The sequence below is a fragment of the Streptomyces sp. NPDC005706 genome, assembly GCF_040631045.1.
Classification (GTDB): domain Bacteria; phylum Actinomycetota; class Actinomycetes; order Streptomycetales; family Streptomycetaceae; genus Streptomyces.
In genome coordinates this window covers 111,567-132,685 of sequence record NZ_JBEXYS010000002.1, presented here as the reverse complement: position 1 = coordinate 132,685, position 21,119 = coordinate 111,567, and the positions used below count along the sequence as shown (strand labels likewise).

Genomic DNA, 21,119 nt, shown 5'->3' with positions numbered 1-21,119 from the left:
CTGCCAGGGCCCTACCCCTGGCCCAGCACAAAAAAAACGGCCACTCCCCTAGTGGCGCGGCTCACCTAATCACACCTGTTTCAGCGGGGGGAAGAGCTTTCGGCCCGAATGAGGGAGAACTTACCGAGGCGTTGTTTCCGCCGAATTTCACAGCCCCTTCACAGGGAGGTGGAAGCGGTTTCCGCCAAGTGCGACCGCGGCCCGGTCAGGCGCGCGTGGCGGCCAGCTCGATCACCGTCACGTCCGAGGGCGCGTCGACCCGGGTGGGCGGTCCCCAGGCGCCGGCGCCCCTGCTGACGTACAACTGCGTGTCGCCGTAGCGTTCGAGACCGGCCACGGTGGGGTTGGCGGCGGCCGCGATCAGATTGCCGGGCCAGAGCTGGCCGCCGTGGGTGTGGCCGGAGAGCTGGAGGTCCACGCCGTGCCGGACCGCCTCGTGGATCTGCACCGGCTGGTGGGCGAGCAGCACACAGGCGCGGGCCGGGTCCCGGTCCCCGAGCGCCTTCTCGAAGTCCGGGCCCCGGCCCTCGCTCTCGCCCTGGAGGTCGTTCACCCCGGCCAGGTCGAAGTATGGAAGTTCGGTGCGGGCGTTCTCCAGCGGGTGCAGGCCGAGGGTGCGCACCTCGGCGACCCACTGCTCGGCGCCGGAGAAGTACTCGTGGTTGCCGGTGACGAAGTACGCCCCGTGCCGCGCGCTGAGTTGGGCCAGCGGCGCGGCGGCCGGGCCGAGGTCCTTCACGCTGCCGTCCACCAGGTCGCCGACGACCGCGATCAGGTCGGGCCGGGTGGCGTTCACGGTGTCGACGACCCGCTGCGCGAAGCCGCGGCCGAGGACGGGCCCGAGGTGGATGTCGCTGACGACGGCGATCCGGAACCCGTGCGCGGCGCGCGGCAGCCGGGCGAGCGGCACGGTGACGCGCTTGACCCGCGGCCCGCGCAGCACACCGTGGGTGCCGTGACCGACGGTTCCGACGGCGGCGGCCACGGCGGCCCCGCCCACGACCCGGGAGACGAACAGCCGCCGGGAAGGGGCGCTCGTGCCGCGCGGCGCCTCCTCGGCGGACTCCGGCTCGTCCTGCCCGGCGGGCTCCGGCCCCTCCGGCACCGGCCGCGCTGCCGCCGGCACGGTCTCCGGCTCCCGTGCGAGGGTCTCGGCGGTCCGCGCCCGGCGTGCCAGGAGCCGTCCCAGCAGCGGCCGTACGACCTCGCCGGCCACCACCGCCACCAGCAGGTACAGCGCCAGCGCCATCCACAGGAAGCCGGGCCAGGCGAGGGTGCGCTGGAGCCAGAAGGGGGCGCCGGAGCGTTCGGCGACCAGGGCGCCGACCATCAGCAGCGGGCCGGCGACGAACACCGCCGTGCCGGCGCGGCGGGCCGGGCCCGGGCCGCGGGTGGTGTCGCGGACCAGACGGCGCCACACGTACCAGTGCCCGAGCACCAGCACGGCCAGGACGGCCGCCGCGAGGAGGACGAAGACGATGACCACGCTGCAGTGTCTCCCGCTATGACTTCGGGCGCAGTGCGCGCAGTCCGCGCAACCCGATGAGCCCGATGACCGTCCCCAATACGAAGGAGACGATCGCCAGCAGCAGATGCACCCAGAAGTACGCGGTCGGGTGGCCGTCGTCGAAGGCGAGTCCGCTGCCGTCCTCGACCAGGTTCTTGACGAAAGTGATCCAGATGACCCAGCTCCACACCCCGAAGGCGAGCAGGAACCAGGAGACCGGGCGGCTGAGTTTCACGGAGACTGACCTTTCGACACGATGCCGGGGCCGGGCGACCGGCCGGGGGTCCGGGGGTTGTCCCCCGGATGAGCACGGCATGCGTTCAGTATCGCTGTGCGGGCTCCCGTTCCGTGGCCGGGGTGGGGTGCCGGGCGGGACTTCGGTGTCCATGGCAGGTACGTTTCCGACCGTGCCCGCACCGAAGAAGACCTTCAGGCGATCCCTGCTGGTCACCTCCGCCACGTTGCTGTCCCTTTCCGCCACCGCTCCCGCGGCGCTCGCGGCCCCGACGCCCTCCACGAGCCCGTCGGCCACTCCCCCGGCGGTCATGTCGCGGGTGGGCGGCGCCCGGCTCGGTCAGCCCGGGACCCAGGTGAACCTCGCGGCCGGGGTGCCCGTGCTTCCCAAGGACCTCACCGCACGGTCCTGGATCGTCTCCGACGCGGAGTCCGGCGAGATCCTCGCCGCGCACGACGCGCACTGGCCGCTGCCTCCGGCGAGCACCCTGAAGATGCTGTTCGCGGACACCCTGCTGCCCCGGTTCCCGAAGACCATGGAACACAAGGTGGTCCCGTCCGACCTCGCGGGCATGGGCGCCGGTTCGAGCGTGGTCGGGATAAAGGAGAGCCACACCTACTCCGTGCACGACCTGTGGCTCGGGGTCTTCCTGCGCTCGGGCAACGACGCCGTGCACGTGCTCTCCGCGATGAACGGCGGGGTGGACCGGACCGTCCAGGACATGCAGGACCACGCGGACGAGCTGCAGGCCCTGGACACCCACGTGGTCAGCCCGGACGGGTACGACGCGCCCAGGCAGCGTTCGTCGGCGTACGACCTGACGCTGTTCGCCCGCTCCGGGCTGCAGAAGAAGGACTTCCGCGAGTACTGCTCCACCGTGTCGGCGAAGTTCGAGTCCGGCGAGATCCGCAACACCAACCGGCTGCTGAGCGGCGACACGGACGTGCCCGTCTACCAGGGCATCGCCGGGGTGAAGAACGGCAACACCACCGACGCGGGCGCCACCTTCACCGGTGTCGCCGAACGCGACGGCAAGGTGCTGCTGGTCACGGTGATGAACCCGGAGAAGCACGAGCACAACGAGGTCTACAAGGAGGCCGCGAAGCTGTTCGACTGGGGCTTCCGGGCGGCCGGCAAGGTGGAGCCGGTGGGCGAGCTGGTGCCGCCGAAGGGCGCGCAGTCCACGTCCCAGCCGGGCGCCACCTCCTCCGCCGGCCCGGCGCACCGGACCGGCGGGTCCGGCACGCGGCCGGCGGCGAGCGCCTCGGGGAGGATCGGCTCCACCGGCGTCGGAACCGCCCTGGCCGTCGCCGGCGGGCTGCTGGTGCTGCTCGGGGGCGGGGTGTTCCTGATCAATCGCCGTTGGCCGCTGCCGGATCTGATGCGCCGTCGGACGCGTTCGTGATCTCGGCGTCCTTGCTCGGCGTCGCGGTCCAGGAGGCGCAGAACAGGACGAGCTTCGCGGTGAAGTTGATCCACAGCAGCAGGGCCACGGGAACGCCGAACGCGCCGTACATGCTCTTCGAGGCGACTCCCTGGATGTAGCCGCTGAGCAGCAGCTTCAGCAGTTCGAAGCCGACCGCCCCGGTCAGCGCGGCCACGAGCAGCCGGCGGCGCGGGGGTTCGGTGCCGGGCAGCAGGGTCAGCACGTAGAGCAGCAGCAGGAAGTCGGCGAGCACGGCCACGGCGAACGCGATGATCTGCAGCAGCACATGCCCCCAGCCGGCCCGGTCGAGGCCGAGGCTGTCGCTGAGCCGGCCCACCATCGCCGAGGCCACGGTGGAGATGGCGAGGGTGGCGACGACCGCGCCGCCGAGACCGACCAGGATGCCCGCGTCCTTGGCCTTGGCGAGGAACGGGTTCTCCTCGCTGTCGGGCAGCTCCCACACCGCGCGCAGGCAGTCGCGCACCTGGCCGACCCAGCCCATGCCGGTGAACAGCAGCAGGGCACCGGCGATCACCCCGACGGTGCCGGCGTTCTCCACCAGGGAGTTGATGTCGAGCTGGTCGGAGATGCCGGGGATCTGCTCGGCGATCTTGTTCTGCAGGTTCCGCTGCTGCGACTGGCTGAGCGTGGCGGCGGCGACGGTGGCGGCCAGCGTCAGCAGCGGGAACAGTGCGACGAAGCTGACGAAGGTCATCGCGGCGGCCAGCCTCGTCCACTTCACCCGGTCCAGGCGCTCGTAGGAACGCCAGGCGTGCGTGGTCATCAGACGGGTGACGATCGGCCCGATCCCGGGGAGCTTCTTCAGCCAGTCCATGCTGCGTCTCTGCCCGCGCCACCGAGACCCGATGTGCGGGTGACGGCGACACTATTGAGTGACATCCCATTAATCACCCGTTGCGCCGAGCGGAGTTATGTTCTGCGGTCACTCGCCCATAAAGGGGCGATACGGTCACCGGCATGGCCGACCTCGAACCCCTCCCCCGGTCCCTGCTCGTCCTCGGCGGCACCTCCGAGATCGCGCTCGCCACCGTGCGCCGCCTGATCGCCCGCGGCGCCCGGACCGTCCGGCTGGCGGGTCGCCCCTCGCCCGGTCTGGAGCAGGCGGCCGAGAGCCTGCGCGCGCTCGGCGCCGACGTCCGCACCTTCGCCTTCGACGCCCTCGACCCCGAGTCCCACGAGCCGGTCCTGGGCAAGGTGTTCGCCGAGGGCGACATCGATCTGGTGCTGCTGGCCTTCGGCATCCTCGGCGACCAGGCCCACGACGAGCGCGACCCGCTGCGCGCCGTCCAGGTCGCGCAGACCAACTACACCGGAGCCGTGTCGGCGGGCCTGGTGGCGGCCCGCGCGCTGCAGACCCAGGGCCACGGCTCGCTGGTGGTCCTCTCCTCGATCGCCGGCGAGCGCGCCCGCCGGGTGGACTTCATCTACGGCTCCAGCAAGGCCGGGCTCGACACCTTTGCGCAGGGCCTCGGCGACGCGCTGTACGGCACCGGCGTGCACGTCATGGTCGTACGCCCCGGCTTCGTCGTCACGCGCAGGACGGCGGGCCTGCCCCGGGCGCCCTTCGCCACCACCCCCGAGGCGGTCGCCACGGCCGTCGAACTGGGCCTGCGCCGCCGCTCGGCGACGGTGTGGGTGCCGGGCTTCCTGCGCCTGGTGATGGCGGTGCTGCGGTACGCGCCGCGGACGGTGTTCCGCAGACTGCCCCTCTGAGGAGGCGGCCGCTACCGGCGGGCGATCGTGCCGCGGTCCATGTGGCCCGCCTGCGGCGGCACCACGGATCCGCCGAACGGGTACTCCCGGAGCTTGCGCCACACACCGTCGGCGCCCTGCTCGTGCAGCGCGAACCCGGTGCACGGCCACTCGGCCTCGAACCCGGCCAGCTCCGCGAAGGCGCGGTCCATCGCCGCCTCGTCGATGCCGTGCGCGACCGTGACGTGCGGGTGGTACGGGAACTGCAGCTCCCGCGGCACCGGCCCGGAGGAGTCGCGGACTCGCTCCTGCAGCCAGGAGCAGTCCTCGGCGCCTTGGACGACGCACACGTAGACGACCGGCGACAGCGGCCGGAAGGTACCGGTCCCGGACAGCCGCATCGGGAACGGCCGCCCGGCCGCCGCGACCCCTCGCAGATGGGCGTCCACCGCCGGCAGGTCGGCCTCGTCCACCTCGGTCGGCGGCAGCAGGGTGACATGCGAGGGGATGCCGTGAGCCGCGGCGTCGCCGAAGCCCGCGCGCCGCTCCTGGAGCAGGCTGCCGTGAGGCTCCGGGACCGCGATCGACACGCCGATCGTTACGGTCCCCACGTCGTCTCCCCTCGTCGTGTCTGTTTTCTTCTCACCCGTCGGTTATCGACTGTACGGCCACGGCTGTCCCGTGGGCAGGCGCGGCGGCCGTGATGTGCAGCGCTCCGCCCGCTCGGGTGCGCGTGCGGCCGTACGCCCGGCGCCGCTCAGTGCTTCGCCGGCAGGAAGCCCACCCGGTCGTACGCCTGCGCGAGCGTCTCCGCGGCCACGGCCCGCGCCTTCTCCGCGCCCTTGGCCAGGACCGAGTCGAGCGTCTCGGGGTCCTCCAGGTACTGCTGGGTGCGCTCCCGGAACGGCGTCACGAACTCCACCATGACGTCGGCGAGGTCCGTCTTGAGCGCGCCGTACATCTTGCCCTCGTAGTCCTTCTCCAGCTCCTCGATCGAGCGGCCGGTGAGGGTGGAGAAGATGGTGAGCAGGTTGGAGACGCCCGGCTTGTTCTCGGTGTCGTAGCGGATCACCGTGTCGGTGTCGGTGACCGCGCTCTTGACCTTCTTCGCCGTCGCCTTCGGCTCGTCCAGCAGGTTGATCAGGCCCTTGGGGGTGGACGCCGACTTGCTCATCTTGACCGTCGGGTCCTGCAGGTCGTAGATCTTCGCCGTCTCCTTGAGGATGTACGGCTTCGGGACGGTGAAGGTCTGGCCGAACCGCCCGTTGAACCGCTCGGCGAGGTCGCGGGTCAGCTCGATGTGCTGACGCTGGTCCTCGCCGACCGGCACCTCGTTGGCCTGGTACAGCAGGATGTCCGCGACCTGCAGGACCGGGTACGTGAACAGGCCGACGGAGGCCCGGTCGGCGCCCTGCTTGGCGGACTTGTCCTTGAACTGGGTCATGCGGGAGGCCTCGCCGAAGCCGGTGAGGCAGTTCATGACCCAGGCGAGCTGGGCGTGCTCGGGGACGTGGCTCTGCACGAAGAGGGTGCACCGGTCCGGGTCGAGACCCGCGGCCAGCAACTGCGCGGCGGCCAGCCGGGTGTTGGCCCGGAGCTGCGCCGGTTCCTGCGGAATGGTGATCGCGTGCAGGTCGACGACCATGTAGAACGCGTCGTGGGACTCCTGCAGGGCCACCCACTGGCGGACGGCGCCGAGGTAGTTGCCGAGGTGGAACGAGCCTGCGGTGGGCTGGATTCCGGAGAGCACACGCGGAGGACGCTGCATGGCGGAGCCATTCCCCTGAGGGTGGTGGTGGGCGACGGGTGGGCGGTCGTTGGCCATGTTCACCATTCTCTCAGGTAACGGGCGGGGATCCGGAACGGGTGGGGCACAGGCGGGGCGCGATCCGGTCCGCGGGATGTAACAAGGAGGGACACACCGGAGGGGGAGTTCATGGGCGCGCGGGGGACATGGCCGCGGCGGGCGCGGGCCGCTCGGGCGACGGTGGTCGCGGTAGCGCTCGCCCTGGGCGGGGCGCCGGGGGCCGCGCGGGCGGCGGACGCCGATCCACCCGATGTGCTGATGATCATTCCGAGCGGCGGCGGCACGCCGAGGGCGGTGGCGTCCGGCGAGCCGTCCTTCGACGGGCTCCGGGAGCTGCTGCGGCCGGAGTACACCGGGACCCGGCCGGTGCCCCGGGCCTGGACCCGGGGGCGGTACCCGCGGGTCCGGGTCACCGTGGTGTGGGGCCTGACCGGCGTGGGCGGCTGGCCGCAGACCAGCCGGGCGCCGGGCGGGGACACGGCCGTCGAGCGGGTGGACCAGCTCTTCCTCGCCGGGGACGGCACACCCTGGGTGCGCACGGACCCCGCGCCGGACGTGGAGGACGACGACATCCGGTGGCACCGGGCGCGGCGGGACCTCTACGACCGGCTGGACCGCGCGGGGCTCCTCGGCGCGCCGGTGCCCGCCGCCCCGGACCGGAGCGGGTACCGGTCCGCCGTCCCGCTGTGGTGGGCGGCCGCCGGCGGGCTCGCCGCCGGGGCCGCCGGCACCTTCCTGGCCTGCCGCGCGGCGGACCGGCGTCGTACCGGGCCGCCGCGCGGGGAGCCTCGTCAGGAGCTGATCGACCTCTGAGGATCAGCCGAGGTCGACCTCGGGGTACAGCGGGAAGCCCGCGACCAGGTCGGTCGCGCGGTGGGAGATCTCGTCCGCGATCTTGGGGTCGAGTACGTGCTGGGCCTTGGAGGGGGCGCCGGACTTGGTGGTGCCGGCCTCGGTGGTGGTGAGGACGCGGTCGATGAGGCCGGCGACCTCGTCCATCTCTGCGGTGCCCAGGCCCCGGGTGGTCAGGGCGGGGGTGCCGACGCGGATGCCGGAGGTGTACCAGGCGCCGTTCGGGTCGGCCGGGATGGCGTTGCGGTTGGTGACGATGCCGGAGTCCAGCAGGGCCGCCTCGGCCTGGCGTCCGGTGAGGCCGTAGGAGCCGGCCACGTCGATCAGGTTGAGGTGGTTGTCCGTGCCGCCGGTGACCAGGGTGGCGCCGCGGCGCGTCAGCCCCTCGGCCAGGGCGCGGGAGTTGTCGACGATGCGCCGGGCGTAGTCCTGGAAGGAGGGCTGCCGGGCCTCGGCGAGGGCGACGGCCTTGGCGGCCATCACGTGCGGCAGCGGGCCGCCGAGCACCATCGGGCAGCCGCGGTCGACCTGGTCCTTCAGGGAGTCGTCGCACAGGACCATGCCGCCGCGCGGGCCGCGCAGGGACTTGTGGGTGGTCGTGGTGACGATCTGGGCGTGCGGGACCGGGTCGAAGTCGCCGGTCAGGACCTTGCCGGCGACCAGGCCCGCGAAGTGGGCCATGTCGACCATCAGGGTCGCCCCGACCTCGTCGGCGATCTCGCGCATGATCCGGAAGTTCACCAGGCGCGGGTAGGCGGAGTAGCCGGCCACGATGATCAGCGGCTTGAACTCGCGGGCCTGTGCGCGCAGCGCCTCGTAGTCGATGAGGCCGGTGGCCGGGTCGGTGCCGTAGGAGCGCTGGTCGAACATCTTGCCGGAGATGTTCGGGCGGAAGCCGTGGGTGAGGTGGCCGCCGGCGTCCAGGGACATGCCGAGCATGCGCTGGTTGCCGAAGGCCTGGCGCAACTCGGCCCAGTCGGCCTCGGTGAGGTCGTTGACCTGGCGGGCGCCGGTCTTCGCCAGGAACGGCACCTCGACACGGTCGGCGAGGACGGCCCAGAAGGCGACGAGGTTGGCGTCGATGCCGGAGTGCGGCTGGACGTAGGCGTGCCGGGCGCCGAACAGCTCGCGGGCGTGCTCGGCGGCCAGCGACTCGACGGTGTCGACGTTGCGGCAGCCGGCGTAGAAGCGGCGGCCGACGGTGCCCTCGGCGTACTTGTCGCTGAACCAGTTGCCCATCGCCAGCAGGGTCGCCGGGGAGGCGTAGTTCTCGGAGGCGATCAGCTTGAGCATCGCGCGCTGGTCGGTGACCTCCTGGCCGATGGCGTCGGCGACCCGCGGTTCGACCGTGCGGATGACGTCGAGTGCGGCGCGGAAGGCGGTGGACTCGGTGGAGAGGGACTTCTGCTCTGGCATGGGGACCTCCGGACGGCGTGCGTTCAGCGTTCACGTTCGGCCCAGGCGCACGGCACTGTCTTCCGTCGGGCCGCTCCCCGATGGTCCGTCCCATCCCTGCGCGCCAGTCACGACCCGCTGATCAGCCTACCGGGCGCGCCGTGACGGGGAGGTCCCGCGTCCACCATGCGAGCGAGGATAGGAAGGGGGCCATCGTCGTGTCCGGGAGAGTCACCGTCGTCATCCGGGAGAGGCCGTGCCCACTGCTGAAGACCTCATCGCCGCCGCCGACGCGCACAGCGCGCCCACCTACCATCCGCTGCCGGTCGTCGTGGCCACGGCCGAGGGCGCGTGGCTGACCGACGTGGCGGGGCGCCGCTATCTGGACCTGCTGGCCGGGTATTCGGCGCTGAACTTCGGGCACGGCAACCCTCGGCTGGTCGAGGCGGCCCGGCGGCAGCTCGAGCGGGTGACGCTGACGTCCCGCGCCTTCCACCACGACCGCTTCGCGGCCTTCTGCACCGAGCTGGCCGAGCTGTGCGGCATGGAGATGGTGCTGCCCATGAACACCGGCACGGAGGCCGTGGAGAGCGCGGTGAAGACGGCCCGGAAGTGGGGCTACCGGGTGAAGGGGGTGCCCGCGGAGATGGCCAAGGTGGTGGTCGCGGGCGGCAACTTCCACGGACGTACGACGACGGTGATCAGCTTCTCGACCGATCCGGAGGCCCGGGCGGACTTCGGTCCGTACACGCCGGGGTTCGAGATCGTGCCGTACGGCGATCTGACCGCGATGCGGGGGGCGCTCACCGAGAACACGGTCGCCGTGCTGCTGGAGCCGATCCAGGGCGAGTCGGGTGTGATCGTGCCGCCGGCCGGCTATCTGGCCGGGGTGCGGGAGCTGACCCGCGAGCGGAACGTGCTCTTCGTCGCCGACGAGATCCAGTCGGGTCTCGGGCGGACCGGGCGGACCTTCGCGTGCGAGCACGAGGGGGTGGTGCCGGACGTGTACGTGCTGGGCAAGGCGCTGGGCGGCGGGATCCTGCCGGTGTCGGCGGTGGTGTCGAGCGCGGAGGTGCTGGGTGTGTTCCGGCCGGGCGAGCACGGGTCGACGTTCGGCGGGAACCCGCTGGCCTGCGCGGTGGCGCTGGAGGTGATCGCGATGCTGCGGACCGGCGAGTACCAGGCGCGGGCGGCCGAGCTGGGCGAGCGGCTGCACGGGCGGCTGCGCGGGCTGCTCGGCGCGGGCCCGGTGACGGCCGTGCGGGGGCGCGGGCTGTGGGCGGGCGTGGACATCGCGCCGCGGGCCGGCACCGCGCGTCAGGTGTCGGAGCGGCTGATGGAACGGGGTGTGCTGGTGAAGGACACCCACGGCTCGACCGTCCGGATCGCGCCGCCGCTGGTCATCGGCGAGGAGGACCTGGACTGGGGCGTCGAGCAGCTGGAGGCCGTACTGGGCGGCTAGGGGCCGTCCGGCGGGTCCTCCGGTGCGGCCCTCCTAGAGGATCACGTGCGGCAGGAAGCGGGCGTATCCGTCCGTGACCAGGCCCGAGGACTCGCGGATGCCGAGCCCGGCCGGCTCGTCCCGGACGGTCCAGGCGCCGAGGACGACATGGTTGCCGTCGAAGGCGGGCAGCGGGGCCAGCTGCTGGTAACAGCAGGTTTCGTCGCGTACGGCCGCGGGCGCGCCCGGCTCGTGCACGGTGACGCCCTCGCCCTCGCGGCCCAGCAGGGGCTTTGCCACGTAGCCGGTGGTCCGGGCCAGTTCCCGCGGGCCGTCGAGGTAAGCGGGGAGCAGGTTCGGATGGCCGGGGTACAGCTCCCAGAGGACGGCCAGCAGGGCCTTGTTGCTCAGCAGCATCTTCCAGGCGGGCTCGATCCACAGGGTGCTGCCGCTGCCGCCGCCGTTGTCGAGGGTGTCGAGGACGTGCCCGGCGAACGCGTCGGTGGTGAGCCACTCCCACGGGTAGAGCTTGAAGACGGCGCGGATGAAACGGAGTCCGTTGTCCACGAACCGGCCGGAGAGGGTGTCCCAGCCGATCTCCTCCATGGAGATCCAGTCGGTGGCGAGCCCGGCCTGCTCGGCGGTCTCCTTCAGATAGGCGACCGTCATCAGGTCCTCGCCGAGTTCGTCGGCCGAGGAGTGCGCGAAGTGCAGCGGGCTGCCCGGCGGGAGCAGCGCGGCCTGCTCGCGCCAGGCGTCGACCAGGCGCTCGTGCAGGGAGTTCCACTGGTCGGCGCCGGGGAAGCGCTCCTCCATCCAGAACCACTGGGGGGACGCGGCCTCGACCAGCGAGGTGGGGGTGTCGGCGTTGTACTCCAGCAGTTTCGCCGGACCGGTGCCGTCGTAGCGCAGGTCGAACCTGCCGTAGACGGAGGGAAGTTCGGCGCGGCGGTGCCAGGCCTCGGTGACGGCCGCGACGACCCGCGGATCGGTGATGCCGAGGTCGGCGAAACGATCCTTCGCCACGATGTGCCCGGCGGCCGCCAGGCACATGCGGTGCAGTTCCCCGACGGTCTCCTCCAGCGCCTCGACCTCGTCCAGGGTGAAGACGTAGCAGGCGCTCTCGTCCCAGTACGGGCGCAGGGCGCCGTCGGGGTGGCGGGTGAGCGGGTAGATGAGCCCCTGCTCCTCCACGGTCCGCTGCCAGTCGGGGCGGGGGGTGATGGTTCGGCGTTCCATGGTGTGTGGCGGTCAGCCGCCCGAGCCGCCCTTGCCGCCGCCGAACCCGCCGCGGTGCACTCCGCTGCCGCCCGAGGAGCCGCCCGAACCCTTGCTCGGCCTGGTGAAGGAACCGTCGGTGACCCAGGAGCCCTTCTTCTTGCCGCCGTAGTACCAGGAGCCGTTCACCGCGGTCTTGGCGGACTTGCAGTTCTTGTCGGAGACGACCTGGTAGCCCTTGGCCAGGCGGTAGCTGTCCCGGTCGACGCAGCGCTTGTCCGGGTCGGAGGAGCAGGCGGTCAGGGCGGCGGCGAGCAGGCCCATGCCGCCCAGGACGACCGTGGTGGAGCGCAGTTGCGCGCGCGTGTTCGCCATGTGGTGTCTCCCCCGTCTGCTGTGCGGTGTGCGGCGGTCAGCCTAGGCGGGCGTGCTCGGCTTCCCGCAGGGGGCCCCGCCATCCCGCCCTCGCCTAGAGTCGGTTCGTGCTGTTTGGAATGGTGTGCGCGCTCGGCGCGGCGGTCTGCTTCGGTACCGCGACGGTGTTGCAGGCGATGGCCGCCCGGGAGGCGGGTACGGGCGGGGGCGGCGAGGTCGCCCTGCTGCTGCGGGCCCTGCGGCAGTGGCGGTACCTGGCCGGTCTCGCGCTGGACGGACTGGGCTTCCTGTTCCAGATCGCGGCGCTGCGCTCGATCCCGATCTACGCGGTGAGCGCGGCGCTGGCCTCGAGCCTGGCGGTGACGGCGGTGGTCGCGGCGCGCCTGCTGAGGGTGCGGCTCAGCGGCACGGAGTGGGGCGCGGTGGGCGTGGTGTGCGCCGGCCTCGCGATGCTGGGCCTGGCGTCGGGGCCGGAGGGCGAGGAGGGCGGTTCGGACGCCCTGAAGTGGGCGATGCTGGCGACGGCGGCCGGCATGGCGGTGCTCGCTCTGCTGGGCGGGCGGCTGTCGGGACGGATGCGGGCCCTCGTGCTGGGTCTCGGGGCGGGTTTCGGGTTCGGGGTGGTGGAGGTGGCGGTCCGGCTGATCGACTCCCTGCGGCCGGCCCATCTGCTCACCGATCCGGCGTTCTACGCCCTCCTGATCGGCGGCGGCGCCGCCTTCGTGCTGCTGACCTCGGCCCTGCAACGCGGCTCGGTGACGACCGCGACGGCCGGCATGGTGATCGGCGAGACGATCGGTCCGGCGGCGGTGGGCGTCGTCTGGCTCGGCGACCGCACCCGGGAGGGCCTGGGCTGGCTGGCCGCGCTCGGGTTCGCGGTGGCGGTGGCGGGTGCGCTGGCCCTGGCTCGGTTCGGGGAGGCGCCGGCCGTGGCGGTGGAGGAGGGGTGAGCTTGCTGCGGACCGGGAGCGGGAGCGGGGTGAACCCGCTCCCGGTCCCGGGACCGGGGCGAGCTCGCTCCGGACGAGGAAGCCCTCGTTTCACGGCAGCGCCCGGCACAGTGCCTCCAGCGCGCCCGCCCAGGCGCTGTCCGGTGGGGTGCCGTAGCCGACGACCAGGGCGTCGGCCGGTTCGGCGAGGGCTCCGGGGTGCCGGTGGTGGGACAGGCCGTGCAGGGCCAGGCCCTGCCAGGTCGCGGCCTGCACCACCGACTGTTCGCTGCCGGGCGGCAGCCGCAGCACCGCGTGCAGGCCGGCCGCGATCCCGGTGACCCGGACACCGGGCGCGCGCTCGGCCACGGCGGCGGCGAGGGCGTCACGGCGGCGCCGGTAGCGCAGCCGGGCGGAGCGGACGTGCCGGTCGTAGGCGCCGGAGGTGAGGAACTCGGCCAGGGTGAGCTGGTCCAGCACGCCCACGGTGTCGATCCGGCCCTTGGCCGCGGCCGCCTCCTCCACCAGCGAGGGCGGCAGGACCATCCAGCCCAGCCTGAGACCGGGGGCGAGGGACTTGCTGGTGGTGCCGAGGTGGACGACCCGGCCGGGGTCCAGGCCCTGGAGGGCCCCGACGGGCTGGCGGTCGTAGCGGAACTCGCCGTCGTAGTCGTCCTCCAGGACCAGGGCGCCGGTGCGCCGCGCCCACTCCACCGCCACCGAGCGCACCCCGCGGGCCCGCAGCAGCGTGCCGAGGACGCGCAGGGCGTGCGAGAAGCCGGCGGTGATCATGATCGTCCCGGGGTCGGCGCGGACGCCCCGGACGCGGGCCAGGTAGCCGGCGAGGGCGGTGCGCAGTTCGGGACGGCCGCGCGGGTCGCCGTAGCCGAGGGCGTCGAAGGGGGCGGTGGCCAGGGCGCGGCGGGCGGCCTTGAGCCACTCGGTGCGCGGGAAGGCGGCGAGGTCGGGGGTGCCGGGGACGAGGCTGTACGCCGGGCGGCCCGGCGGCCGGCGGCGGGGCGCGTCCACCGCGGGCGGGATCACCGCACGCTCCGCCACCCGGGTGCCGGAGCCCTGTCGGGCGGTGAGCCAGCCCTCGGCGACCAGGTCGGCGTAGGCCTCGGCGACGGTGTTGCGGGCGATGCCGAGGTCACCGGCGAGGGAGCGGGAGGACGGCAGCCGGGTGCCGGGGGCCAGGCGGCCGGTGCGGACCGCGTCCCGCAGCGCGTCGGTCAGGCCGCGGCGCAGGCCACCGGTCCCGGCCGGTTCCAGATGGAGGTCCACGCCCAGATTGGCCCAGGGATTCGCCATGGAAATGGACCATACTCCTGGGCTGCCCGACTCCTAGGGTCGAACCATGAGCAGCGCACAGGAAACCGTCGAGTACGCCACCGAACACGCCCCGCGCCTGGAGTGGGCCCGGCACGCGCCCGAGGTCTACAAGGCGATGGTCCGCCTGGACACCGCCGCCAGGCAGGGCCTCGACCCCAAGCTGTACGAGCTGGTGAAGATCCGCGCCTCCCAGCTCAACCACTGCGCCTTCTGCCTCGACATGCACACCAAGGACGCCCTCGCCGCGGGCGAGAGCGTGGAGCGGATCGTGCAGCTCAGCGCCTGGGAGGAGTCCCGGCACTTCTACACGGAGAAGGAGCTGGCGGCGATCGAGCTGACCGAGGCGGTCACCGTGCTGACCGAGGGCTTCGTGCCGGACGAGGTGTACGACCGGGCCGCCAAGCGGTTCGAGGAGGCCGAGCTGGCGCGGCTGATCGCCGCGATCACGGTGATCAACGCCTGGAACCGCTTCGGTGTGACGACCCGGATGGCACCCGGCCACTACCAGCCGGGGCACCACGGATGAGCCGCCCCGCCGGGGAGTCGCCGGCCGTGAGCGGGGCGGACCTGTTCCGCGCGCTGCACCGCCGGCGCCCCCAGGGCGATCCTCTGGTGCTGCCCGGCCCGTGGGACGCGGCGAGCGCCCGGGCGTGCGTGGATGCCGGGTTCCCGGCGCTGGCCACTCCCAGCGCCGGGGTCGCCGCCTCCCTCGGCTACGAGGACGGCGAGACCCCCGCCGACGAGATGTTCGCGGCGGTCGCCCGGATCGCCCGGGCGGTGGACGTGCCGGTGTCGGCGGACGTCGAGAGCGGGTACGGGCTCGCGCCGAAGGAGCTGGTGGAGCGGCTGCTGGAAGCGGGCGTGGTGGGCTGCAACCTCGAGGACTCGGGAACGGGGGGTGTCCTCAAGGACCCGCACGAGCACGCCGAGTACCTCGCCGAGGTCCGCTCGGCCGCCGCCGACCGGCTGTTCGTCAACGCCCGCGTCGACACCTTCGTCCACGGCGACGGCGACCCGGAACAGGCCATCGCACGTGCCGCGCTGTACGTGGCGGCGGGCGCGGACTGCGTGTACCCGATCCTCGCGCCGCCGGATGTGCTGCCCCTGCTGCGGTCGGGCATCCAGGGCCCGCTCAACATGGTGGCCCGGCTGGACGGCGAGGGCCCCTCGCCCGCCCTGCTCGGCGAACTCGGGGCCACTCGCGTCACGTTCGGTCCGGGACTCCAGCGACGGGCCGCGGCCGCGCTGGGCGAGATCGTCGCCGGACTGCGCTGAGCCGGCTCAGGACAGCCACTTCTTCCAGACGGACGGGTGGCTGTCCACCCACTTCTTCGCCGCGTCCTGCGGGCTCAGCTTCTGGTCGGCGATCATCAGGGAAACCTCGTTCTGGTCCTCGGTCGTCCACTTGAACTTCTTCAGGAAGGCCGCCGCCCCGCCACCGGACTTCGCGAAGCCGGAGTTGAGGTACTTCTGCAGCGGGGTGTGCGGATAGGCGCAGGTGATCCTGGCCGTGTCCGCGTCGCAGCCCTCCTTGTACGGCGGCAGCTTCACCTCCGTCATGGGGACCTTCCTGAACAGCCACTGCGGCGCGTACCAGTACGTCAGGAAGGGCTTCTTCTCCTTGGCGAACTGCTTCATCTGGGTGATCTGCGCCGCCTCGGAACCGGCGAAGACGACCTGGTAGTCGAGCTTCAGGTTGTTCACCAGCGCCTTGTCGTTGGTGACGTAGGACGGGGAGCCGTCCATCAGCTGGCCCTTGCCGCCGCTCTCCGCGGTGCGGAAGAGGGAGGCGTACTTGTTCAGGTTGTGCCAGTCGGTGATGTCCGGGTGCTGCTTGACCAGGTAGGTGGGGACGTACCAGCCGATGTGCCCGGTCACCCCGAGGCCGCCGCCGGGCGCGATCGTCCTCTTGTCCTCGACGTACCGCTTCTCCTGGTCCGGGTGGCCCCAGTCCTCCAGGATGGCGTCGACCCGGCCCTGGCTGAGCGCGTCCCACGCGGGGACCTCGTCGACCTGGACGGTGTCGACGCGGTAGCCCAGCTTGTGCTCCAGCAGGTACTGGGCGACGGCCACGTTGGACTGGGCGCCCACCCAGGACTGCACGGACAGGGTGACGGTCTTCGAGCCCCGCGCGTTGGCGAAGGGGCTGGCCTGCTTGGTCATGTCGGCGGCGCCGCAGCCGGTGAGCAGCGCGAGCGCGGACACACCCGCGGCCACCGTGAGAGTCGTACGGAATCGCATGTCACGCTCCCTTCTTCGCGCGCCGCTCGGTGGGCTGGGTCACCCGGTCGAGCATCAGGCCGAGGCAGACGATGGCCGCGCCGGCCACCAGACCGGTCGCCAGGTCGCCCTGGGCGAGGCCGAAGGCGACGTCGTAGCCGAGGGCGCCACCGCCGACCAGGCCGCCGATGATGACGACGGCGAGGACCAGGACCACGCCCTGGTTGACGGCGAGCAGCAACGAACGGCGGGCCAGCGGGAGCTGCACCTGCCAGAGCTGCTGGCGGCCGGTCGCGCCGAGCGAGCGCGCGGACTCCAGGGCGGCCGGGTCGACCTGGCGCAGGCCCTGGGCGGTGATCCGGACGACGGCCGGCAGCGCGTACACGACGGCCGCGGCGACGGCCGGGGCGCGGCCGACGCCGAACAGGGCGACGACCGGGATGAGGTACACGAACTGCGGCATCGTCTGGAAGACGTCGAGCACGGGACGCAGGGCGCGTTCGACGCGGTCGCTGCGGGCCGCGGCGATGCCGGTGGCGAAGCCCAGGACGAGGGTGACGGCGACGGCGGCGAGCACCTGGGAGAGGGTGTCGAGGGACGGCTTCCACACCCCGAGCACACCGATCGCGGCCATGGCGAGGACGGCGGTCAGGGCGGTGCGCCAGGTGCCGATCAGCCAGGCCAGCGCGGCGACGAGCAGCAGCACCGCCCACCAGGGCAGCCACTGCAGTCCGTCACGGACCGGGTCGAGCACCCAGGTGGTGAAGTGGCCCGCCCAGTCGGCGGTGCCGCCGACCACCGGGACACCGGAGTACAGGTGGGCCGTCATCCAGTCGACGGCGCGGTTGACCGGCTCGGCGATCGGCAGGGTCCAGCCGCCGGGCCAGTCCAGGGCGCCGAGGAGGCGGGTGGCCAGGGCGACGGCCACGGTGACGGCGAGGGCGTAGGGCCAGCCGATGGTGCGGGGGCGGCCGGCCGCCGGCGTGCCGTTGCCGGCCGCCGCGGTGACGCGGTCCAGGACGACGGCGAGCAGCACGATCGGGATGCCCGCGGCGAGGGCCGCGCCCACGTCGACGGAGGCGAGGGCCTGGTAGACGCGGTCGCCGAGACCGCCGGCGCCGATGACGGAGGCGATGACGGCCATGGACAGGGCCATCATGATCGTCTGGTTGAGGCCGAGCAGGAGTTCCTTGCGGGCCAGCGGGATACGGGCCGTCAGCAGCCGCTGGCGGGCGGTGGCGCCGAGCGACTCCACGGCCTCCAGGACCTCGGGGTCGGCACCGCGCAGACCGAGCGCGGTGAGCCGGGCCATCGGCGGGGCGGCGTAGACGACGGTGGCGAGCACGGCAGCGGGCACGCCGATGCCGAAGACCAGGACGACGGGGAGGAGGTAGGCGAACGCCGGGAGCACCTGCATGGTGTCCAGCACCGGGCGCAGCGCGCGGTTCAGGCGGTCGGAGAGGCCGGCGGCCAGACCGAGCAGGGCGCCCACGGCCACGGAGGCGAGGACCGCGACCACCATGAGGGCCAGGGTCTGCATGGTCGGCACCCACATGCCGAGCACTCCGCAGGCCAGCAGGGCGGCGGCCGTGCCGGCGGCCAGCCGGATCCCGGCGACACGCCAGGCGACCAGGGCTCCCAAGGCGGTGACGCCCGCCCAGCCCGCGGCGAGCAGGGTGAGGTAGACGCCGCGTACGGACAGAACGACCGCGTTGCTGACGTAGCCGAAGAAGTAGAGGAACAGCGGGTGGCTGTCGCGGTTGTCGATCACCCAGTCGCTGGCACCGGCCAGGGGCTTGGAGAGGTCGACGGTGAGGGCGCCGGGCCAGGACGCGCTGCCCCAGCGGCTGTCGACCAGGGGCACGACGACCGCGGCGGCCACGGCCAGCAGGAGGAGCTTGGCCGCGGCGCGGTGTCTCAGGACGCCGGGGAGGTGCGTGCGGGGGGCTGTCGCGGTGACCGTTGCCATCAGACGCCCTCCGTGCTGGTGCTGAGGGCGGGCGGGGTCGCCTCTCCGCCCTGGGCGGGTACTGCGGCGTCCGCGCCGTCGCCGGCGGCCGGCGAGGGACCGGTGCCGGCGACCACGTTCAGCAGTTGCTCGTGGCCGACCACTCCGACGCACTTGCCCTCGTTCATCACACGGGCCGGGGCGCCGGCGCGGGCCACCGCCTCGATGGCCTCGGCGACGGTGGCCTCCGGGCGGACGGCGGGGCCGTTGCCGGCCTCCTCCAGGGACGCGGGGCGCATGGCGCTGCGGCAGGTCACCACCTGCTCGCGCGGCACGTCCCGGACGAACTCGCGGACGTAGTCGTCGGCCGGGGCGGAGACGATCTCCTCGGGGGTGCCGAGCTGGACGACGCGGCCGTCGCGCATCAGGGCGATGCGGTCGCCGAGCTTCAGCGCCTCGGAGAGGTCGTGGGTGATGAAGACCATGGTGCGGCCCTCCTCGCTGTGCAGGCGGGCCACCTCCTCCTGCATGTCGCGCCGGATCAGCGGGTCGAGGGCGCTGAACGGCTCGTCGAAGAGGAGGACCTCGGGATCCACGGCGAGTGCGCGGGCGAGTCCGACGCGCTGGCGCTGGCCGCCGGAGAGCTGGGCGGGGCGGCGCTTCTCCATGCCTTCGAGGCCGACCTTGGCGACCACCTCGGCGGCCCGCTCGCGCCGCTCGGACCGGCCGACGCCCTGGATCTCCAGACCGTAGGCGACGTTGTCGAGGACCGTGCGGTGCGGGAGCAGGCCGAAGTGCTGGAAGACCATCGCGGCGCGGTGGCGGCGCAGTTCGCGCAGGCGGGTGCGGTCCATGGCGCGCACGTCCTCGCCGTCGATGGCGATGGTTCCGGCGGTGGGCTCGATGAGCCGGGTCAGACAGCGCACGAGGGTGGACTTGCCGGACCCGGACAGGCCCATCACCACGAACACCTCGCCCTTGCGGACGTCGAAGGAGACGTCCCGGACGGCGGCCGTGCAGCCGGTGCGGGAGCGCAGCTCGGCGGGGCCGAGGGCGCTCAGCTCCGGGTCGCCCGGGACGCGGCCGGCCTTGGGGCCGAACACCTTCCACAGTCCGTCGACCGAGAAGACGGGGGCGTCGGTGGTGGGCGGCTTACGGGTGGGAACGGTGAGCGTCATCGCGCGTCACCTCCGATCAGATCGACGGCTTTCTCCCCGACCATGAGCACCCCGATCATGGGGTTGACCGCCGTCATGGTCGGGAAGACGGAGGCGTCGGCGATACGGATGCCGTCGAGGCCGCGCACGCGCAGCTCGGGGTCGACGACGGCGAGCGGGTCCTCGGCGGAGCCCATCCGGCAGGTGCCGGCCGGGTGGTAGACGGTGTGCGCGACCTTGCGGGCGTACTCGCTCAGTTCGGCGTCGTCCTGGACCTCCGGTCCGGGGCAGACCTCGCGCTTGAGCCAGCCGGCCAGCGGCTCGGCCTTGGCGATCTCGCGGGCGATGCGGATGCCGTCGACTAGGGTCCGCGCGTCGTAGTCGTCCTCGTCGGTGAAGTAGCGGAAGTCCAGTGCGGGTTTCACGGACGGGTCGGCGCTGGTGAGGTAGAGGCGGCCGCGGCTCTTCGGCTTGGGGATGTTCGGGGTCATCGAGACGCCGAACTCCGGCCGCTGGTAGCCCAGTCGCTCCGGGTTGTCGGTGAACGGGATCTGGTAGAAGTGGAACATCAGGTCAGGGCCCTGGTGTTCGGGGTCGCGGCGCACGAAGAGGCCCGCGTCGGAGTCCATCGCGGAGTTCTCCGGGATCGGTCCGTTCGTCTCCCAGACGATCACCGACTCGGGGTGGTCCAGCAGGTTCTCGCCGACGCCGGGCAGGTCGTGCGCGACGGGGATGCCGAGCGCCTCCAGGTCCTCGCGCGGGCCGATGCCGGAGTGCATCAGCAGGCGGGGCGAGTCGACGGCGCCCGCGCACAGCACGACCTCGTTGCGGGCCCGTATCAGCAGTTCCTCGCCGTCCTTGGTGCGCACGTGCACGCCCTCGGCGCGGGTGCCGTCCAGCTCCAGCTTGTACGCCCAGGTCTCCAGCAGGACGTGGAGGTTGGGGCGCCCGTCCATGACGGGGTGCAGATAGGCCACCGACGCGGAGGAGCGCTTGTTGTTCTCGGGGTGGTAGGCGAGGTCGAAGAAGCCGACGCCCTCGGTGAACGGCTGCTTGTTGAAGCCCTCGACGCGCGGGACGTCGAGCGCGGTCTGCGCGGCGTCGACGAAGTCGCGTGCGATGGCGTTGCGGTCCTTCTCGTCGACGGAGACGATGTTGTTCTTCAGGCGGGCGAAGTACGCCTCCATGGGCACGGCGCCCCAGCCCTTGGCGCCGGCCTCCTCCCACTCGTCCCAGTCGGACGGGAGCGGTTTGAAGGAGATGAGGGTGTTGTGGGAGGAGCAGCCGCCCAGCACCCGGGCCCGGCTGTGCCGGATGTGCGAGTTGCCGCGGGGCTGTTCGGTGGTCGGGTAGTCGTAGTCGAGTTCACCGCCGAGCAGGCCCATCCAGCGGCGCAGCGTCAGCACGTCGTCGCGGCCGACGTCGCTGGGCCCGCCCTCGATGACGGCGACGGTCACGTCCGGGTTCTCCGTCAGCCGCGAGGCGATGACGGAACCGGCCGTTCCGCCGCCGATGACGACGTAGTCGAATTCGTGGGTGTGATCGGGCATCGGGTGGTTACTCC

The 21,119-nt window shown here is 72.6% G+C and carries 20 protein-coding genes and 1 riboswitch; of the genes, 7 read left to right on the top strand and 13 right to left on the bottom strand.

The window, feature by feature from the left end; genetic code table 11:
• Positions 1-205 precede the first annotated feature (205 nt).
• Entirely contained in the window at positions 206-1,486 is a 1,281-nt protein-coding gene (locus ABZ478_RS04195; RefSeq protein ID WP_359545197.1) for a metallophosphoesterase, read from the bottom strand.
• A gap of 16 nt (positions 1,487-1,502) precedes the next feature.
• A complete protein-coding gene (locus tag ABZ478_RS04190; protein WP_359545194.1) occupies positions 1,503-1,742 on the bottom strand; it encodes a hypothetical protein in 240 nt (79 codons plus the stop codon).
• Positions 1,743-1,914: 172 nt separating this feature from the next.
• On the opposite strand from ABZ478_RS04190, the gene ABZ478_RS04185 reads away from it, so the two are divergent.
• Entirely contained in the window at positions 1,915-3,147 is a 1,233-nt protein-coding gene (locus ABZ478_RS04185; RefSeq protein WP_359545193.1) for a D-alanyl-D-alanine carboxypeptidase, read from the top strand.
• Here the strand turns inward: ABZ478_RS04185 and ABZ478_RS04180 are convergent.
• Positions 3,095-4,003 carry a YihY/virulence factor BrkB family protein gene (locus tag ABZ478_RS04180; protein ID WP_359545191.1) on the bottom strand — a complete coding sequence of 303 codons (909 nt, stop codon included), beginning with the start codon at positions 4,001-4,003 and terminating at the stop codon, positions 3,095-3,097. The two genes, ABZ478_RS04185 and ABZ478_RS04180, sit on opposite strands and share 53 nt — an antisense overlap.
• A 143-nt stretch (positions 4,004-4,146) precedes the next feature.
• Here ABZ478_RS04180 and ABZ478_RS04175 point away from each other — a divergent pair, with 143 nt between their 5' ends.
• Positions 4,147-4,902 (top strand): decaprenylphospho-beta-D-erythro-pentofuranosid-2-ulose 2-reductase, encoded by a 756-nt coding sequence (locus ABZ478_RS04175; RefSeq protein ID WP_359545189.1) that lies wholly within the window; start codon positions 4,147-4,149, stop codon positions 4,900-4,902.
• An 11-nt stretch (positions 4,903-4,913) separates the two neighbouring features.
• Here ABZ478_RS04175 and ABZ478_RS04170 read toward each other — a convergent pair whose 3' ends face one another.
• Both ABZ478_RS04170 and trpS read right to left on the bottom strand, forming a co-directional pair.
• A complete protein-coding gene (locus tag ABZ478_RS04170; protein WP_359545187.1) occupies positions 4,914-5,492 on the bottom strand; it encodes a 2'-5' RNA ligase family protein in 579 nt (192 codons plus the stop codon).
• A 146-nt stretch (positions 5,493-5,638) separates the two neighbouring features.
• A complete protein-coding gene (trpS, locus tag ABZ478_RS04165; RefSeq protein WP_359545186.1) occupies positions 5,639-6,649 on the bottom strand; it encodes a tryptophan--tRNA ligase in 1,011 nt (336 codons plus the stop codon).
• 168 nt (positions 6,650-6,817) lie between these two features.
• On the opposite strand from trpS, the gene ABZ478_RS04160 reads away from it, so the two are divergent.
• A complete protein-coding gene (locus tag ABZ478_RS04160; protein ID WP_359545184.1) occupies positions 6,818-7,501 on the top strand; it encodes a hypothetical protein in 684 nt (227 codons plus the stop codon).
• A gap of 3 nt (positions 7,502-7,504) precedes the next feature.
• Here the strand turns inward: ABZ478_RS04160 and ABZ478_RS04155 are convergent, their stop codons facing one another.
• The gene (locus tag ABZ478_RS04155) at positions 7,505-8,956 is read right to left on the bottom strand and encodes a glycine hydroxymethyltransferase (protein WP_359545183.1); all 1,452 of its coding nucleotides are present in this window, start codon (positions 8,954-8,956) and stop codon (positions 7,505-7,507) included.
• Positions 8,957-8,988: 32 nt separating this feature from the next.
• Positions 8,989-9,077, bottom strand: a riboswitch (ZMP/ZTP riboswitch).
• Between the two features lie 114 nt (positions 9,078-9,191).
• Here ABZ478_RS04155 and rocD point away from each other — a divergent pair.
• Entirely contained in the window at positions 9,192-10,397 is a 1,206-nt protein-coding gene (rocD, locus tag ABZ478_RS04150) for an ornithine--oxo-acid transaminase (RefSeq protein WP_359545181.1), read from the top strand.
• Between the two features lie 33 nt (positions 10,398-10,430).
• Here rocD and ABZ478_RS04145 read toward each other — a convergent pair whose 3' ends face one another.
• Both ABZ478_RS04145 and ABZ478_RS04140 read right to left on the bottom strand, forming a co-directional pair.
• Positions 10,431-11,615 (bottom strand): glutathionylspermidine synthase family protein, encoded by a 1,185-nt coding sequence (locus ABZ478_RS04145; protein WP_359545180.1) that lies wholly within the window; start codon positions 11,613-11,615, stop codon positions 10,431-10,433.
• A 12-nt stretch (positions 11,616-11,627) separates the two neighbouring features.
• Positions 11,628-11,969: a hypothetical protein gene (locus ABZ478_RS04140; RefSeq protein WP_359545178.1), complete on the bottom strand. Its 342-nt coding sequence runs from the start codon at positions 11,967-11,969 to the stop codon at positions 11,628-11,630.
• Positions 11,970-12,088: 119 nt separating this feature from the next.
• On the opposite strand from ABZ478_RS04140, the gene ABZ478_RS04135 reads away from it, so the two are divergent.
• Positions 12,089-12,919 (top strand): DMT family transporter, encoded by an 831-nt coding sequence (locus ABZ478_RS04135; RefSeq protein ID WP_359545869.1) that lies wholly within the window; start codon positions 12,089-12,091, stop codon positions 12,917-12,919.
• 90 nt (positions 12,920-13,009) lie between these two features.
• On the opposite strand, the gene ABZ478_RS04130 is transcribed toward ABZ478_RS04135, so the two are convergent.
• Positions 13,010-14,209: a PLP-dependent aminotransferase family protein gene (locus ABZ478_RS04130; protein WP_359545176.1), complete on the bottom strand. Its 1,200-nt coding sequence runs from the start codon at positions 14,207-14,209 to the stop codon at positions 13,010-13,012.
• Positions 14,210-14,255: 46 nt separating this feature from the next.
• Between ABZ478_RS04130 and ABZ478_RS04125 the strand changes: the two genes are divergently transcribed.
• Complete coding sequence (locus ABZ478_RS04125) at positions 14,256-14,756, top strand: carboxymuconolactone decarboxylase family protein (RefSeq protein ID WP_359545175.1); 501 nt, start codon at positions 14,256-14,258, stop codon at positions 14,754-14,756.
• A 26-nt stretch (positions 14,757-14,782) separates the two neighbouring features.
• Positions 14,783-15,505: an isocitrate lyase/phosphoenolpyruvate mutase family protein gene (locus ABZ478_RS04120; protein WP_359545173.1), complete on the top strand. Its 723-nt coding sequence runs from the start codon at positions 14,783-14,785 to the stop codon at positions 15,503-15,505.
• A gap of 6 nt (positions 15,506-15,511) precedes the next feature.
• Here the strand turns inward: ABZ478_RS04120 and ABZ478_RS04115 are convergent, their stop codons facing one another.
• From ABZ478_RS04115 to ABZ478_RS04100, 4 genes are read right to left on the bottom strand one after another with little or no spacing between them, the layout of a single operon-like run.
• On the bottom strand, positions 15,512-16,471 hold the full coding sequence (locus ABZ478_RS04115; RefSeq protein ID WP_359545172.1) for an ABC transporter substrate-binding protein: 960 nt from the start codon (positions 16,469-16,471) through the stop codon (positions 15,512-15,514).
• Position 16,472: 1 nt separating this feature from the next.
• Positions 16,473-18,419, bottom strand: coding sequence for an ABC transporter permease subunit (locus ABZ478_RS04110; RefSeq protein ID WP_359545170.1), 1,947 nt, complete (start codon positions 18,417-18,419; stop codon positions 16,473-16,475).
• Positions 18,419-19,576, bottom strand: coding sequence for a glycine betaine/L-proline ABC transporter ATP-binding protein (locus tag ABZ478_RS04105; protein ID WP_359545169.1), 1,158 nt, complete (start codon positions 19,574-19,576; stop codon positions 18,419-18,421). Before ABZ478_RS04105 ends, ABZ478_RS04110 begins: the two co-directional genes overlap by 1 nt.
• Positions 19,573-21,105 carry a GMC oxidoreductase gene (locus ABZ478_RS04100; RefSeq protein ID WP_359545167.1) on the bottom strand — a complete coding sequence of 511 codons (1,533 nt, stop codon included), beginning with the start codon at positions 21,103-21,105 and terminating at the stop codon, positions 19,573-19,575. The genes ABZ478_RS04105 and ABZ478_RS04100 overlap by 4 nt, the downstream gene beginning before the upstream one ends.
• Between the last annotated feature and the right edge of the window lie 14 nt (positions 21,106-21,119).

What these genes read in the sequence shown, in the direction of transcription:
- ABZ478_RS04140 (WP_359545178.1), bottom strand. Translation starts at nt 11,969, where the DNA reads ATGGCGAACACGCGCGCGCAACTGCGCTCCACCACGGTCGTCCTGGGC.
- ABZ478_RS04115 (WP_359545172.1), bottom strand. Translation starts at nt 16,471, where the DNA reads ATGCGATTCCGTACGACTCTCACGGTGGCCGCGGGTGTGTCCGCGCTC.
- ABZ478_RS04175 (WP_359545189.1), top strand. Translation starts at nt 4,147, where the DNA reads ATGGCCGACCTCGAACCCCTCCCCCGGTCCCTGCTCGTCCTCGGCGGC.
- trpS (WP_359545186.1), bottom strand. Translation starts at nt 6,649, where the DNA reads ATGCAGCGTCCTCCGCGTGTGCTCTCCGGAATCCAGCCCACCGCAGGC.
- ABZ478_RS04105 (WP_359545169.1), bottom strand. Translation starts at nt 19,576, where the DNA reads ATGACGCTCACCGTTCCCACCCGTAAGCCGCCCACCACCGACGCCCCC.
- ABZ478_RS04125 (WP_359545175.1), top strand. Translation starts at nt 14,256, where the DNA reads ATGAGCAGCGCACAGGAAACCGTCGAGTACGCCACCGAACACGCCCCG.
- ABZ478_RS04160 (WP_359545184.1), top strand. Translation starts at nt 6,818, where the DNA reads ATGGGCGCGCGGGGGACATGGCCGCGGCGGGCGCGGGCCGCTCGGGCG.
- ABZ478_RS04180 (WP_359545191.1), bottom strand. Translation starts at nt 4,003, where the DNA reads ATGGACTGGCTGAAGAAGCTCCCCGGGATCGGGCCGATCGTCACCCGT.
- ABZ478_RS04130 (WP_359545176.1), bottom strand. Translation starts at nt 14,209, where the DNA reads ATGGCGAATCCCTGGGCCAATCTGGGCGTGGACCTCCATCTGGAACCG.
- ABZ478_RS04110 (WP_359545170.1), bottom strand. Translation starts at nt 18,419, where the DNA reads ATGGCAACGGTCACCGCGACAGCCCCCCGCACGCACCTCCCCGGCGTC.
- ABZ478_RS04100 (WP_359545167.1), bottom strand. Translation starts at nt 21,105, where the DNA reads ATGCCCGATCACACCCACGAATTCGACTACGTCGTCATCGGCGGCGGA.
- ABZ478_RS04135 (WP_359545869.1), top strand. Translation starts at nt 12,089, where the DNA reads ATGGTGTGCGCGCTCGGCGCGGCGGTCTGCTTCGGTACCGCGACGGTG.
- ABZ478_RS04155 (WP_359545183.1), bottom strand. Translation starts at nt 8,956, where the DNA reads ATGCCAGAGCAGAAGTCCCTCTCCACCGAGTCCACCGCCTTCCGCGCC.
- ABZ478_RS04145 (WP_359545180.1), bottom strand. Translation starts at nt 11,615, where the DNA reads ATGGAACGCCGAACCATCACCCCCCGCCCCGACTGGCAGCGGACCGTG.